Annotated in this window: 11 protein-coding genes; 3 read left to right on the top strand and 8 right to left on the bottom strand. The window is 66.5% G+C overall.

Translation table 11 applies throughout. The features are described 5' to 3' along the window. Nucleotides 1-7: 7 nt before the first annotated feature. Nucleotides 8-1,834: an ABC transporter ATP-binding protein gene (locus ACWGST_RS03740; protein WP_452045302.1), complete on the bottom strand. Its 1,827-nt coding sequence runs from the start codon at nucleotides 1,832-1,834 to the stop codon at nucleotides 8-10. 50 nt (nucleotides 1,835-1,884) lie between these two features. Continuing rightward, the gene (gmd, locus tag ACWGST_RS03735; RefSeq protein WP_452045301.1) at nucleotides 1,885-2,913 is read right to left on the bottom strand and encodes a GDP-mannose 4,6-dehydratase; all 1,029 of its coding nucleotides are present in this window, start codon (nucleotides 2,911-2,913) and stop codon (nucleotides 1,885-1,887) included. Nucleotides 2,914-3,043: 130 nt separating this feature from the next. Here gmd and ACWGST_RS03730 point away from each other — a divergent pair, with 130 nt between their 5' ends. Further along, on the top strand, nucleotides 3,044-3,778 hold the full coding sequence (locus tag ACWGST_RS03730; RefSeq protein WP_452045300.1) for a glycosyltransferase family 2 protein: 735 nt from the start codon (nucleotides 3,044-3,046) through the stop codon (nucleotides 3,776-3,778). Nucleotides 3,779-3,780: 2 nt separating this feature from the next. Then, nucleotides 3,781-4,161: a DUF2304 family protein gene (locus ACWGST_RS03725; protein WP_452045299.1), complete on the top strand. Its 381-nt coding sequence runs from the start codon at nucleotides 3,781-3,783 to the stop codon at nucleotides 4,159-4,161. Here ACWGST_RS03725 and ACWGST_RS03720 read toward each other — a convergent pair. From ACWGST_RS03720 to ACWGST_RS03710, 3 genes are read right to left on the bottom strand one after another with little or no spacing between them, the layout of a single operon-like run. Continuing rightward, nucleotides 4,158-5,396 carry a lipopolysaccharide biosynthesis protein gene (locus ACWGST_RS03720; RefSeq protein ID WP_452045298.1) on the bottom strand — a complete coding sequence of 413 codons (1,239 nt, stop codon included), beginning with the start codon at nucleotides 5,394-5,396 and terminating at the stop codon, nucleotides 4,158-4,160. The genes ACWGST_RS03725 and ACWGST_RS03720 overlap by 4 nt on opposite strands. Then, nucleotides 5,396-6,907: a DUF2142 domain-containing protein gene (locus tag ACWGST_RS03715; protein ID WP_452045297.1), complete on the bottom strand. Its 1,512-nt coding sequence runs from the start codon at nucleotides 6,905-6,907 to the stop codon at nucleotides 5,396-5,398. Before ACWGST_RS03715 ends, ACWGST_RS03720 begins: the two co-directional genes overlap by 1 nt. 36 nt (nucleotides 6,908-6,943) lie before the next feature. Next, on the bottom strand, nucleotides 6,944-7,717 hold the full coding sequence (locus ACWGST_RS03710) for a glycosyltransferase (RefSeq protein WP_452045296.1): 774 nt from the start codon (nucleotides 7,715-7,717) through the stop codon (nucleotides 6,944-6,946). A 98-nt stretch (nucleotides 7,718-7,815) separates the two neighbouring features. On the opposite strand from ACWGST_RS03710, the gene ACWGST_RS03705 reads away from it, so the two are divergent. Beyond that, nucleotides 7,816-8,793, top strand: a complete 978-nt coding sequence (locus ACWGST_RS03705; RefSeq protein ID WP_452045295.1) for a GDP-L-fucose synthase family protein — start codon at nucleotides 7,816-7,818, stop codon at nucleotides 8,791-8,793. A 9-nt stretch (nucleotides 8,794-8,802) separates the two neighbouring features. Here ACWGST_RS03705 and ACWGST_RS03700 read toward each other — a convergent pair whose 3' ends face one another. The 3 genes from ACWGST_RS03700 to ACWGST_RS03690 all read right to left on the bottom strand — a co-directional run bounded on the left by ACWGST_RS03700 (nucleotide 8,803) and on the right by ACWGST_RS03690 (nucleotide 14,258). Further along, nucleotides 8,803-10,794, bottom strand: coding sequence for a glycosyltransferase (locus tag ACWGST_RS03700; protein ID WP_452045294.1), 1,992 nt, complete (start codon nucleotides 10,792-10,794; stop codon nucleotides 8,803-8,805). Next, entirely contained in the window at nucleotides 10,791-11,942 is a 1,152-nt protein-coding gene (gene glf, locus ACWGST_RS03695; RefSeq protein ID WP_452045293.1) for a UDP-galactopyranose mutase, read from the bottom strand. The genes ACWGST_RS03700 and glf overlap by 4 nt, the downstream gene beginning before the upstream one ends. A 69-nt stretch (nucleotides 11,943-12,011) precedes the next feature. Next, nucleotides 12,012-14,258, bottom strand: a complete 2,247-nt coding sequence (locus tag ACWGST_RS03690) for a hypothetical protein (RefSeq protein ID WP_452045292.1) — start codon at nucleotides 14,256-14,258, stop codon at nucleotides 12,012-12,014. Nucleotides 14,259-14,332: the final 74 nt, after the last annotated feature.

The following is a 14,332-nucleotide window of genomic DNA, read 5'->3' as shown; positions in this document are numbered from 1 at the left end:
GGGGAACTCAAATCATCGCCTCGTCTTTCTGTTCGTCGAACGACATCAGCTTGACGTACTCGGCAACCATCGGGTTGTTCTTCATGAGATGGCGGAACGTGCCCTCGGCTGCGATCGCCCCGCCGTTCATCACGTACACGTGATCCGCGTGCTGCACGGTGGACAGTCGGTGTGCGATCACGACGACCGTCACATGCCCGTGCAACCGCTGCAGGCTTTCGCTGATGAACGCCTCGGAACTCGCGTCGAGCGCGCTCGTCGCCTCGTCCATGATCAGGAGGCGCGGGTTGGTGTAGAGCGCCCTCGCGAGTCCGATGCGCTGGATCTGACCGCCACTCAAGGAGTTCGACTGCTTTCCGACGGAGGAATCCACGCCGTTGGGCAGTGAATCGACGAATTCGCTGAGGAAGGCGGCATCGACGACCTCGGCGAGGCGGTCGCGGTCGATGTCCTCGGCCGCGACACCGAGCGCGATGTTCTCGGCGATCGTGCCGGCGACCATGCCCGGCCGCTGCGGCACATACGAGATGACGCCCGGCGCGGAGAACCGGATGTCGTGGGGCCGGGCCGGGCCGATGCGAACGGTGCCGGTGTCTGGGATGAGGAGCCCGAGCAGGAGGTCGACGAGCGTCGTCTTTCCGGAGCCGGACGGCCCGATGATCGCCGTGAAGGCGCCCGCCGCGGCCTTCACCGATACCGCGTCGAGTGCGAGGTGCGTTTCGCCAGGGTACGAGAACGACGCCTCGTCGATCTCGACGTCGAGTCCGACGGCATGCATCTCGGGGACGTCGACGGCGACGGCCTCGACGGCAGAGCCCCTGCGGGCGTGCGCAGCGGTGAGGAGTTCGTGCGCGAGGGCGCACTGTTCGACGTAGAGCTTGCTCGTGGTGAACGACGCCTGCAGCGGCAGCAGCGACGCCATGATGCGCATGCCTCCGGCGAGGAAGACGCCGAGCACGACGATGCCCGACGCGAGGCCGTTCGACAGGAACTGCTGCGCCACGAGCGCGACGACACCGACGATGAGGGCCGTCTCGATGACGTAGCGCGGCATGCCGCTCATGTAGGCGGCCGTCGCCCCGCTTCGCGCGAGTCGGCGCCGCGACTCGACCATGCGGTCGATGTAGTAGTCCTGCTTGCCCATCACCGAGAGTTCGCGGAAGGTCTCGAGGCTGTCGAACAGCACGCTCGCCGTGCCGATCGCCCCCTGCGTCGCCTCCTGGCCGGCGCGCTTCAGCGTTCCGCCCACGAGCACCTGGATGGTGAAGGCGATGCCGACGAAGTAGAGGAGTGCGAAGAACGCGACCGCCGGGCTGACGACGAAGAACGCCGTCGAGACGAGGATGAGCAGGAACCCCTCGCACACGAACGTCGCCACCGTGTTGAGGATGCCGCCGAACGCTGCCGTGGTCGAGCCGACGACGGCGTGCTGGTACTCGCCGATCGAGTACTTCTTGGCGTTGTCGAGCGATCCGGTCAGCAGGTACTCGGCGATGAGCTTCGCGTTGCGCGTCTCGACATTGGCCAGGTGCATCGCGAGTCGCCTCGACAGCAGGATCGCGAGCGCCGACTTCCCGATGAAGACGACGAGCACGATCACCACGAGCCACATGATCACTTCGGGGCCGACCACGGGGAGGGTGAAGCCCATGATCGTCATCGGCTCGCCGCTGACGTTGAACTGCGCGGTTCCGAGGCTTGCGATCGCGCCGATGAGGAAGACGCCGATGACGTCGAGGATGCCCGAGATCGCCCGCCCGGCCACGAGGGCGACGTAGACCCGTTTCTCGCCCGGAGTCAGGAAACCGAAGGATAGGCGCAGGGCACGGAGCATTGGCCAATGGTACCGCAGCGCGCGGCGCCGTTCGACGAGAGCGGGCTCGACTACGTCGTGACGACGGTGTCGATCCACGGCTTTCCGCCGGCCTCCAGCGCTGCGATGTCGGCATCGACCATGATCTTGGCGAGCTGCGGCGGGAGGACCTTCGGCGTCCAGCCGAGCAGGTCAGCTGCGCGGCTCGCGTCGCCGACGAGTGCGTCCACCTCGGTCGGGCGAAGGTACCGCTCGTCGAACCTCACGTAGTCCTGCCAGTCGAGGCCGACGTGCTCGAACGAGAACTGCAGGAAGTCGCGCACGGTGTACGCGGTGCCCGTGGCGACCGCGTAGTCGGTCGGCTCGTCGTGCTGGAGCATGCGCCACATGGCCTCGACGTACTCAGGAGCGTAGCCCCAGTCGCGCACGGCGTCGAGGTTGCCCATGAAGAGCTCGCTCTGCTCGCCCGCCTTGATGCGGGCGACGGCGCGCGTGATCTTGCGGGTGACGAACGTCTCCCCGCGTCGGGGCGACTCGTGGTTGAAGAGGATGCCGTTCACCGCGAAGAGGCCGTAGCCCTCGCGGTAGTTGCGCGTCACCCAGTACGAGTAGAGCTTCGCGGCCCCGTACGGAGAGCGGGGGTAGAAGGGCGTGTCCTCGTTCTGCGGTGGTGGCGTCGCACCGAACATCTCGGAACTCGAGGCCTGGTAGTACCGGCAGTCCAGACCGATCATCCGGATCGCCTCGAGGAGGCGGATCGAGCCGAGCCCGGTCGAGTTGCCGGTGTACTCGGGCTCATCGAAGCTCACTCGCACGTGCGACTGCGCGGCGAGGTTGTAGACCTCGTCAGGGCGCACGGAGTCGAGCAGGGTGACCAGGCGCGAACCGTCGCTGAGGTCGCCGTAGTGCAGGAAGAGACGGGTGCCCGCCACGTGCGGGTCGTTGTACAGGTGGTCGATGCGCGACGTGTTGAAGGTCGAAGCGCGGCGGATGACGCCGTGCACTTCGTATCCCTTCGACAGCAGTAGCTCTGCGAGGTAGCTGCCGTCCTGACCGGTGATACCGGTGATGAGTGCGCGTTTGGTCCGGTGTTCGGTCATGTCTCTCTCTCCACGACTCGCCCGAACGGGCGAAAGTCAGGCCGATGGCAGGAATCGAGCCTATCGCAGGCGCGTCAGCCGCATCCCCACGCGCCGCACCCTCCCGAATCGGTCTTGTAGGATTCGTGACATGCAGGCCCCCCTCGAGAAGACGCTCATCGTGATGCCCGCATTCAACGAGGAGGCCTCGGTCGGCGACGTGGTGCGGGAGGTCTTCGAGAAGCTGCCAGGCGTCGCCTGCCTCGTCGTCGACGACGGGTCGAGCGACGCCACCACCGCCGTGGCCGAACGCGCAGGAGCACGGGTGGCCCGCCTGCCCTACAACCTCGGCGTCGGCGGTGCGATGCGACTCGGTTTCAAATACGCGCGTGCCAACGGCTTCGAAACGGTCGTGCAGGTCGATGCAGACGGGCAGCACGACCCCGGCGACATCCCGAGCATGCTGGCCGAACTCGAGAATGCCGACATCGTCATCGGGGCGCGATTCGCCGGCGGCGGCAGCTACGATGCTCGCGGCCCGCGCCGATGGGCGATGATCGCCCTCGCCTCCATGCTCAGCAGGACCGCCAAGACACGTCTCACCGACACGACCAGCGGACTGCGAGCGTCCGGGCCGCGAGCCATCCGACTCTTCGCCGAGCACTACCCTGCCGAGTACCTGGGCGACACGATCGAGTCGCTCGTCATCGCCGCCCGCGCCGATTGCATCGTGCGGCAGGTTCCTGCCTCGATGCGGCCGCGGGCTGCCGGCACCCCCTCGCACAATCCCATCAAGGCTGCGGTGTTCCTCGCTCGGGTCGCCATGGCGGTCGCGTTCGCGTTCATGAGACCACGAGTGGCGCTTCCCGGAGGCACAGCAGCATGAACATGCCGGTCACTCAATACATCTTCGGCATCGTCGCGGCGGTGTTCGTCCTCGCCGTCGTCATCGAGATGCTTCGCCGGCGTCGACTCCGGGAACGCCACGCGGCCTGGTGGTTGCTGGCCGGAATCCTCGCCCTCGTCATCGGGATCTTCCCGCAGACGCTGCGGTGGGCCTCCGACCTCATCGGCATCGAGGTGCCGACGAACCTCGTGTTCTTCGTCAGCCTGGTGCTGCTGTTCTTCGTCTGCCTCCAGCACAGCGCAGAGCTGACGGAGCTCGAGAGCGAGAATCGATCGCTCGCGGAGCAGGTCGTGCTCCTCGACCTCCGCGTCCAGCGCCTCGAGCACGACTCCGAAGCCCGCGACAGCACAGTCGACGGCTAGCCGTCGGCGCCGTTCCGAGCCCGCTTCAAGTGGGGTCGCAACGCCCCGAGCTGCACGACGAGGACGACGAGTTCCGAGAGCGCGAGCGCCCAGGCCAGGCCGACGACGCCGTAGACGATCGCGGCCGGAACCAGCAGGCACGCCCCGGTGATCGCTCCGGCGAGCGTGCTCTTGGCGAGCACTCGCGTCAGGCCGAAGGCGGTCAGACACGCGAAGCCCGTGATCTGGGAGCTCAGCATCGCCGCAAGCGCGACTCCCATCGGGAGCGCGAGGTCGAAGGGCATCTCGAGCGTTCCGCCCGACAGGATCCGGGAGACGGCGGGCCCGAAGAGCGCGTAGGCGAGTCCGCCCGCGGCGCTCAAGACGAGCGCCAGTCGCGTCACGCGGATCGCGCGGGTGGCCTGCTCCCGCAGGTCCGAGTGCGGGACGTATCCCTGGGAGACCTGGACGAACGGCCGCGTGGCGAACACCGACAGCCGCAGTATCCGTTCCGCCAGCGCGTACATCGCCGTCGACGCAGGAATGAAGATCTGCACGATGAGCACGGGAAGGTTCACGTAGACCGCGGACGTCGCGGCCATCGAGATCGCCGACGATTGGGTCCGCAATCGCCCGAAGGCCTCGAGGACGCCCCACCGCCACGCTCCGTCGGCATACCGGGCGAGGATGTCTCTGGTGGCGAGCCAGGTCGACACCACTCCGCCGGCCAGCTGCGCGACCACGAACCACAGCGCATTGCCCGTCACGAGCAGCGCACCCGCACCGACGACCGTCGCGAGGTTCCGTGGCAGCGTGTCGAGGAGCAGGTAGCGGATCGGGCTCCGCTCGCCGACGAAGAACCAACCGGCCGACAGGGCCGCGAACAGGCCGCCTGCGACGGTGATCCCCGCGAGCGCGGGGTCGGCTCTCGCGAGCACGATGGCGATCACCGCAACCGGCACGAGCGCCAGGCCGAAGAGCCACATGCGCGTCGCGAACGAGTCGCGATAGTACTGGCCCCGGGCGGAGTCGTCGAGTGCGGCGATCTCACTCGGGCCGACGATGCCCCATCCGGCGGCCACGAGCACGTATCCGAACCCCCCGACCGCCTGGGCGACGGCGATCGTCGCCCAGGCCGTCTCGCCCGCGACGAGGATCACGATCGGGATGACCGCGACGCTCAGCACTCCGCTGATGACGACGGACAGCCCGTATCCGCCGCCGAACCGCATGACCGCGCCGAGCCGACCGGCCATCAGGCCACCGGCGCCGGTTCGGCCGCGGATCGCGTGGGGCGGCCGAGTTCGCGGAGGAGGATGACCAGCAGGCCCGCGAACGCGACGGAGCCGATGAACCAGACGACCATCGGACCGGGCATCATGTCCCACCACCACTCGGGACCGTCGTTGAGATTCCAACCGCCGCCGTTGCCGAGCCCGACCGTGTAACGGCGGAGATTGACGTGCAGTGCGACCGCGAATGCGATGGACAGCGCGAGCAGGACGACCCCGAGCTGCACTGGGCCGAATCGCAGCTCGTGTCGGTCGACCTGGAGGATGGCCACACCCACGAAGACGATGATCAGCGGCAGGAGATACCGGGGCTGGACGTTGACCCCGACCGGGTCGAGGCTCTGCTGCAGGATGTAGACCGGCAGTGCGACGAGCACGAGCCCGAGCCCCAGGAGCACGAGCGTCTTGCGCCACGACTGGGAACGCAGGCCCGCGAACACCACTCCCGCCGCGACGACGAACGAACCGAACGAGACGACGTAGGGCATCGGGGTGTCGAACCAGCCGAGCGACCACGAGCCGAACACGCCCTGCCACAGCGACGGCACGTTCAAGAGGTTGTTGAAGAGGATGGACGCCGGCGACGGCTGGTCCACCGGCGGCGCGCTCCCGTCTCCGAGTCCGGTCGTCGAGACGGTCGACTGCGCAGAGGAGAAGTAGAAGACGACGGCGATCGCGATCATCGCGATCGGGAGGATGGCCTGGAGCCAGTACCCGCGTTCCTTCCGCATGGTCAGCAGGATCACGGCGCCGCTGGCGAACACCGAGTAGATCGCGGCGTCTCCACGCGCACCGGCCGCCATCAGCGTGAGCAATCCGTACAGCACCCCGAGCGCGATGCGGCGTCGCCCCGACGTCTCGAAGTACCCGAGCAATGCGAGCCAGAGCGTTCCGCCGCTGAGGATGGCCCACCCACTCGGGTTCGTCGAGGCGATGAGAAACACGCTCAACGGGATCGCGGTCACGATCGCTGCCCAGAGCAGGGTCGGCCTCCTGCGGATCGGGAGCAGCACGTAGAGCAGGGAGACGATCCCGACGAACAGCAGTGCATTAAAGGCGCGGATCGCGATGACGGATGCCTGCACGTTGTCACTCGCGAAGACGCTCATGACTGCGTAGTAGACCGGCGGATAGTTGCCGCGGAAGTTGCCGCGATCGGTCTCCAGCATGTCGTCGGGCGAGTGTCCGTCGAGGTCGCGGGTGCAGGCGCCGCTCACGTCTGGTTCGTGCCGGAAGCAGTCGGAAGCCGCGAAGACCTCGGTGGGCACCTTCCGCGTCGCCGAATCCGAGGTCGCCTCGCAGAGTCCCTCCCGCTCGCCCGCCCCGCACCAGATGCTCGCGAGATGGAAGTCGTCGTCGGGGCTCGCGCCGACCGGAGAGGCCACCGCCCAAGCGAGCAGCGCCACCAGTGCGAGCACGGGTGCGAGGTACAGGAGGCGGAACGACCGCCGTGGTCGGTTCTTCTCGTCGCTCATCCTTCTCCTTCAACTGCTCGCGTGCATCGTGACGTTTCAGCGCGCCCGCGCGCTCACGCCCCTCGCAGCGACCGCCGAAGCCCAACGAACCGGGTAGACCCAGACCGGGCTGATCGGTCGGAGCACCGATGGAAGATGGCGACGTTTCACCGACTCGGACTCGAGCGAGGACTTGCGCCTGTTCGCCACGGTCAGCGAATCGGGGTGCCAGCGGAACGCCGAGACGGACTGCCTCGTCCAGACGAACGAACCGTGCGAGCGGAGCTTGAGGAACGCATCAAGGTCCATCGCGTACTTCAGCTCGACATCGAATCCGCCGATCGCCTCGAGCGCATCGAGCCGCACCATCGTGCCGGGGTGCGGGATGAGGTCGGGTCCCCACGGCAGGAGGAAGGGCGCGAGTCGGCCGGCATTGCTCACCGCGAGCGTTCGTCCGTCGGGATCGATGTAGTCGCATCCGCCGAATGCGAGCACCGCGTCGGCCTGCGAATCGAGCAGGTCCCGCAGTGTGCGGAGGCCGTGCGGGCGAAAGAGGTCGTCGTCTCCGATCCAGGCGTAGTACCGCTCGGTCGTGCGCGCAGCGATGCCGCGGTTGATCGCCGCGGAGATGCCCTCGCGCAGATCGTCGACGATCACGGCTCCGGCATCGCGAGCGAGCGCACGGGCCTCCTCGGCCGAAGGGGGAAGGATCACGACCAGCGTCAGTTCGACTTCGGCGCGCTGCGCGTCGACGGAGGCCAACGTCTCGGCCAGCGTGTCGAGACGATCGCCGAGCGTCGGCAGCACCACGAGGATTTCGGAAGAAGACATCCCGGAGAGTCTACGTGTCCGCGGAAGGTCGCACCGCATCGTGCCGGGCTATCCTGAATGCAACCCCGAAGTCAGACCAGCACGAGGAGTGCCGCCCGATGCAGACGCCGACCGAGGCCGCCCCGCGCCCTCTCGACCGCTCCAGCAAGATCTACATCGCCGGCCATCGAGGTCTGGTCGGCGGCGCGATCTGGCGCCGGCTCGAGCACGAGGGATTCACCTCGCTCATCGGCCGCACGTCTGCGCAACTCGATCTGCGCGATCGAGGCGCCGTGTTCGACTTCTTCGCGGCGGAGCGGCCCGACGTCGTGATCGACGCCGCGGCGCGCGTGGGGGGAATCATGGCCAACAACACCTATCCGGCGGACTTCCTCAGCGACAATCTGCAGATCCAGGTGAATCTGATGGATGCCGCCAATTCGATCGACGTCGATCGTCTGCTCTTCCTCGGCTCGTCATGCATCTATCCCAAGTTCGCAGCCCAGCCCATCCGTGAGGATTCGCTGCTCACCGGTGCACTCGAACCGACCAACGATGCCTATGCGATCGCGAAGATCGCCGGGATCATGCAGGTGCAAGCGGTCCGGCGACAGCACGACCGCCGTTGGATCTCCGCGATGCCGACGAACCTCTACGGCCCGGGCGACAACTTCCACCCGGAGCACTCCCACGTCCTCCCTGCGCTCATCCGTCGATTCCACGAGGCGAAGCTCGCCTCGTCGCCAGAAGTCGTCATCTGGGGCACCGGCACTCCGCTGCGCGAGTTCCTGTACGTCGAAGATCTCGCGAATGCATCGTTGTTCCTCCTGGAGCACTACGACTCGCCCGACACCATCAACGTCGGGGTGGGCGCCGACATCTCGATCGGCGAACTCGCGCGCAAGGTCGCCGACATCGTCGGCTACACCGGGCTGATCACGCAAGACCCGACGAAGCCCGACGGCACGCCGCGAAAGCTCCTCGACGTGTCCCGAATCAACGAGCTCGGATGGTCCGCCGCGACCTCGCTCGACGACGGGATCCGAGCGACCTACGCGTGGTACCTCGACCACGCGGACTCGTTCCGATCGAAGTGACCGGGCAGGTCACCGTCCCCCGAACTCCTCGAAGGTCTGCGCCCAGCGCTCGGCGGAGGTGATCTCCAAGAGCGACTCCCGGTAGCGACGAGACAGCTCCGGCCAGCGCCGGGAGTACTCGCGGTTCAATCGGATGCTCGTTCGCAGCAGACGCCGGAAGGTCCGGGGATCGCGCACATGCCAACTGACACCTGAGCCCTCCGCGTTGGTGACGAGGACGCTGTCGTACTCAGGTACGACGAACCAACGGGCGTCCTGGTACGGCAGATGCGCGTCGGCGCGGATGGCGGCACCGGGATGCGGCTTCTTCCACGCGTGCCGAACGAGCTGCTTGAGGATCCAGAGACCGAACGAGACACCGGTCGGGCCCGCATCGATCGTGCCCTCCTTGATCGAGGGCACCTCGCGAGCGGGGAAATGCGGGATCTCCGCGACATCCCGAATCAGTCGCGCCTCACGGAACTCCGACCCGAGTGCCCGAACGCGGGCGAGTCGGTCGACCATGTCCCGGTGGAGGTGGTCGGGACCATCGAGCACGCTTCGAATCGCCGCGTGCTTCATCGCGACCGTGTAGTAGTTCGTGGTCAGCAGGTTCTTGAGGTCTTGGGCGAGGTATGCGCGTGGAAGTCCGCCACCACGTGAGAACGGCGAATGGAGCAGTGCCGCGACGAGCCGATTCCGAGCGTGGAAGAACCCCTGCCAGTCATGCGTGTCGTCCTTGTCGACCCACGACACGTGCCAGACCGCAGCGCCGGGCAGGCTCACCGTCGGGAAGCCGGCGGCACGCGCGCGAACGGAGTACTCGGCGTCGTCCCACTTGATGAACACGGGCAGCGAGAGCCCGATATCGCGAACGACCGCGATCGGGATCAGCGACATCCACCAGCCGTTGTAGTCGACGTCGAAGCGGCGATGCATCCACTCCGTCTGACGCAGGTTGGACTCGGCGAAGTCGTGCCGATCCGGTGTGAACGGACCCCAGATGAAGGACTTCCAGCGGATGCCCTCCGCGTACGCGTGCAGCTTCGACTTGTCGTACATGTCGAACATGTGCCCACCGACGATCGTGGGCGTGCGGCAGTGATTGGCGAACATGATGGCACGGCGAACCGTCTCCGGCTCGATCTCGACATCGTCGTCGAGCAACATCACGTAATCCGAGACACCACCGGTCATCGTCTCGAGCATGCCGCGGGCGAAGCCGCCCGAGCCGCCGAGGTTGGCCTGCTCGATGACCTGCAGCTTGTCGCCGAGCGCCTGCTGGGCCGCCGGATATCCTTCGTTCTCGAGGATCCGCTCGCTGCCCTGATCGACGACGAGAACACGATCCACGGAGCCCATGACGGCGTCGTCCGAGCCCAGTTCGGCGAGAAGCGCCGTGCAGTAGGCACCCCGGTTGAGCGTCGTGATCGAGATGGTCGCCGTTCCGGATTCGACGACCGGACGGTCACCTGCCGGCGCACACCAGTCCGCTTGGACGAGTTCGAGCGCGGCTTCCTCGGCGTGCAGGTCGAACCACAGCCAGCCTCCGTCGAGGAACGACGCGAACGGGATCTCGAACACGGATTCCGCGGTACCGATGACGGTCCGCCCCGCGACCTTCTGAATGACGCCGCGCGCGTTCGAACGATAGACGAGCACCTGGCCCGCCCCTGAGGTGCGGACCCGCAGTTCGACGCCGCTCAGCGTCGTCCAGGCGTTCCAGTAGCTCGCCGGGAACGCGTTGAAGTAGGAACCCAACGACACACGCTTGAACGAGGGGACCCGCACGCTTCGTCGCCCTGTGAGCCAACCGCTGCCGTCACGACTCGTGAGTCGCAGGGGCACACTCGTGTGCCCCTCTTCGAGGAAGCCTCTGGCCTTCGCGGTTCGGGCGTCCTCCGAGACACCACTCGGAACGTTCGACCAGGCCTCGGGGTCGAGATAGAGCGAGAGCGCTTTCGGGTCGCCGTGCTCGGGGAACACCACCCGCTGCAGGACGGTCGGCGTCGCCTTCGTCATGCGAACGCCGGCTTCAGCTTGTTCTCGTACATCGACAGCGCCGAACCGATGGCCATGTGCATGTCGAGGTACTGGTATGTGCCGAGGCGCCCACCGAAGTAGACGTCCGGTTCGGCTTTGCCGAGTTCGCGGTACGCCAGCAGGCCCGCTCGATCGTCGGCGGTGTTGACCGGATAGTACGGTTCGTCGGATCGCTCCGCGAAGCGCGAGAACTCGCGCATGATGATCGTCTTGTCGGTGCGGTATTCGCGCTCGGGGTGGAAGTGCCGGAATTCGTGGATACGGGTGTACGGCACCTCGAGATCGGCGTAGTTCATGACGGGAGTGCCCTGGAAATCTCCGATCGGGAGGATCTCCCGTTCGAAGTCGAGGGTTCTCCACGTCAGTGCTCCCTGCGAGTAGTCGAAGTACCGATCGATCGGACCCGTGTAGACGACGGGCGTCCGACCGATGACGCGCGCCTTCGAGATCTCCTGACCGTCGTCGAAGAAGTCGGTCGAGAGACGCACCTCGATGTTCGGGTGGTCGGCCATCCGCTCGATCCACGCCGTGTATCCGTCGGTCGGGAGCCCTTCGAACGTGTCGTTGAAGTAGCGGTTGTCGTAGGTGTACCGCACCGGAAGCCGGCTCACGATCTCGGCGGGGAGCTCGGTCGGGTCGGTCTGCCACTGCTTCGCCGTGTAGTCGCGGAAGAAGGCCTCGTAGAGCGGCCGGCCGATGAGCGACACGGCCTTCTCCTCGAAGTTGCGCGCGTCTTTGGTGTCGAGTTCGGCGGCCTGCGAATGGATCAGCGCCCGCGCCTCGTCGGGCCGATAGGCGCCGCGGAAGAACTGGTTGATCGTGCCGAGGTTGACCGGCATCGGGAATACCTCGCCGCGATGCGTCGTGTACACCTTGTGCTGGTACGGGGTGAACGTCGTGAATCGGTTGACGTACTCCCAGACTGCGGGGTTGGAGGTGTGGAACAGGTGCGCTCCGTACCGGTGCACCTCGATGCCCGTCTCGGCATCGATCTCGCTGTACGCGTTGCCGCCGATGTGATCCCGACGATCGATGACCACGACGCGGAGACCGAGTTCGGTCGCACATCGCTCAGCGACCGTCAGCCCGAAGAAGCCCGATCCGACGACGACGAGATCTGCATTCACACTGTGCCTTCCGTTTCCGCTAAGTCGGGCGAGCCCGACTGTCCATATTAGCCACCCGCGTCGGCAACCTCAGCCGAGGGAGACGCGCGGCTCCTTCTGGACGGCGCCCGCGGCGACCCTGTCGAGCCCATTCCGCGGCGTCTGCCCCGCACGCCTTCGGCCTCGGAGCCGCAGAGCGCCCCAGCCGATCAGGATCAGCACTATGAGCCCTCCGGAGAGAGCCTGCAGTCCCCATCCCGGCGCCCAGTACGAGACGGTGACCTGCTTACCGACGCTGTCGGCGGGGAGATCGACCGCCATGAGGAATCCCTCGACGGGTTCCGACGCCACGGAACCGCCGTCGACCCGATATCCGGGCCATCCGATGCGGCTGAGCGCGACGCGACCGCCATCCGCGCCGACCTCGTCCACGGTGAACGTGACGCCCATCGCATCCTGATGGTCGACCGTGACCTTCGTGCCCGCGTCCTCCCAGACGACGCCTCCCGCGCCGGGAACCGGTTCGTCGCGAACGATCAGCCGCGTCTCGGCCGTGTCCTCGGTGACATGCCACCCGTCGGGCACCTCCTCCCAGAGGCTCGGCTCGACGCCGATCTTGATGACCTGCACCGAGCTGACGCCGAGGAGGTCGACGAGCATCTCGCCGGTCTCATCCTGCCGCTCGAACAGCTTCTCGTAGAGCTCGGGGCAGGCGATACCGTTGTAGGCCATGCACGTCGCCTCCGAGTAGCTCGGGTAGTACACGGAGGTGTACGCGTTCTGCACGGGTCTGCCGTTCACATACCACAGGTTCGACACCAGCGACTCGTCCCAGGGGAATGTCGATTCCTCGTCCACCTCCGGTCCACCCGCGACGATGACGTCCCCCGGTCCGGCGCCTTGCAATGGCACCTGCATTTCCGCGACGGTCGTGGGTATGCCGTAGTCGCGCAGCGGCGCCTGCCGGTGTGCGAAGTGCTGAGGAATGAGCAGACCGACGAGGACGACGACGATGCCGATCGCCGCGACCGTCGTGCCGCGCCCTGCGAGGGCCCCGCCGTGCTCTCCTCCATACCTCGGCAATCCCCGGGTGGAGAAGATCCGGTAGCCGATCCAGAGGGCGATGACCCCGACCAAGAGGGTTGCGAGTTGCACGTGCCAGTACCGGGGCGACTGGGTGAAGGCGAGCCAGACACTGGCCGTGTACCAGCCGGCAGCCGCGACGAAGCGTCGCCTGGTCACGAACTCCGCTCGGCACCGTGACATTCCGATCGCGACGATGAGCAGCACGGTCATCGTCAAATACGGCATGAGTCTCACCGGGAATCTCAGCGGGCCGATATCGCTCGGTAGAAGCACGGCGATCAGGGAGAGCCCGAACATGAGCACGAGACTGACGTCTTCACGAAGCTTTGCCGTCAAGCGCTTCCAGTCGACGAACGCGAGCACCGGTATGAACCACGCCATGTAGAAGATCGGCGCCGCCGGTCCGCCCTCGAAGAAGTAGCGCATCGTCGGCATGCCCACAGCACTCGACGACGACGCAAGATGGGTCAGATCAACGGTCAGCAGCCCGGTGTTGAACACCCCCGAAGCACGCCCGCTCACACCGGAACTGAGCAGAGCGGGAAGGTGGACCACGATCGCGAACAACCCGGCCACGGCCGCCACCACGAACGCCCGGATCGCCGAGAAGCGCTGCCTGGCCACGAGCGCCTCGATGATCGTCGCGACGAACATCAACCCGAGGAAGAGCGTGCCATGGGCGTAGCCGATGCCGACGAGTGCGATCGAAGCCGCGGCCGCCGGCACGATCGATCTCGCACCGAAAGCGGCTCGCCGCGTGAGAACCCATGCGAGCGGGAAGAAGGCCCATGCCATGAGGCCGTTGACCCAAGACGCAGCGTCCATGTACATGGTGAAGCCCGCCAACGGCGCAGCGGCCGCGATCGTCGCCGACCAAGCTCGATCGACCCCGAAGTCACGCGCCAAGAGGTACAGCCCGAACCCGCCGAGCAGCAGGCACGAGATCTTCACGACCGTGCTGAACACAAGGGCACTCGGGAACACGTGCGACGCGAGACCGACGATCCAGAGCACAGGGCTGAAGATGCCCCAGGCGCCCTCAGCGAGATAGTTGCTCGACTGCCACACCGTCGGGTTCAACAGCGACCAGTCGCCCTGAAGGATGCGGTCGCCGATCTTGTACCATTGGCCGAATGCGCCGGCCTGGGTATCGTCGGCGAAGAAGAACGTCGGGTGGAACAGCACAGGGATGATCGCTCCCACGAGGATGGCAGCAAGGGCCAAGGCCGGCCATGCGAGTTTCGACTTCACTCGAGGATTATCCCCCACCCCGCTCCGACGTCAGCACCCTCTCAGGACTCACCGATATTCTGTCGACGAGCGAA

It is taken from the genome of Agromyces sp. NPDC055520 (assembly GCF_053619715.1).
This window is presented reverse-complemented; position numbering and strand designations above follow the sequence as displayed.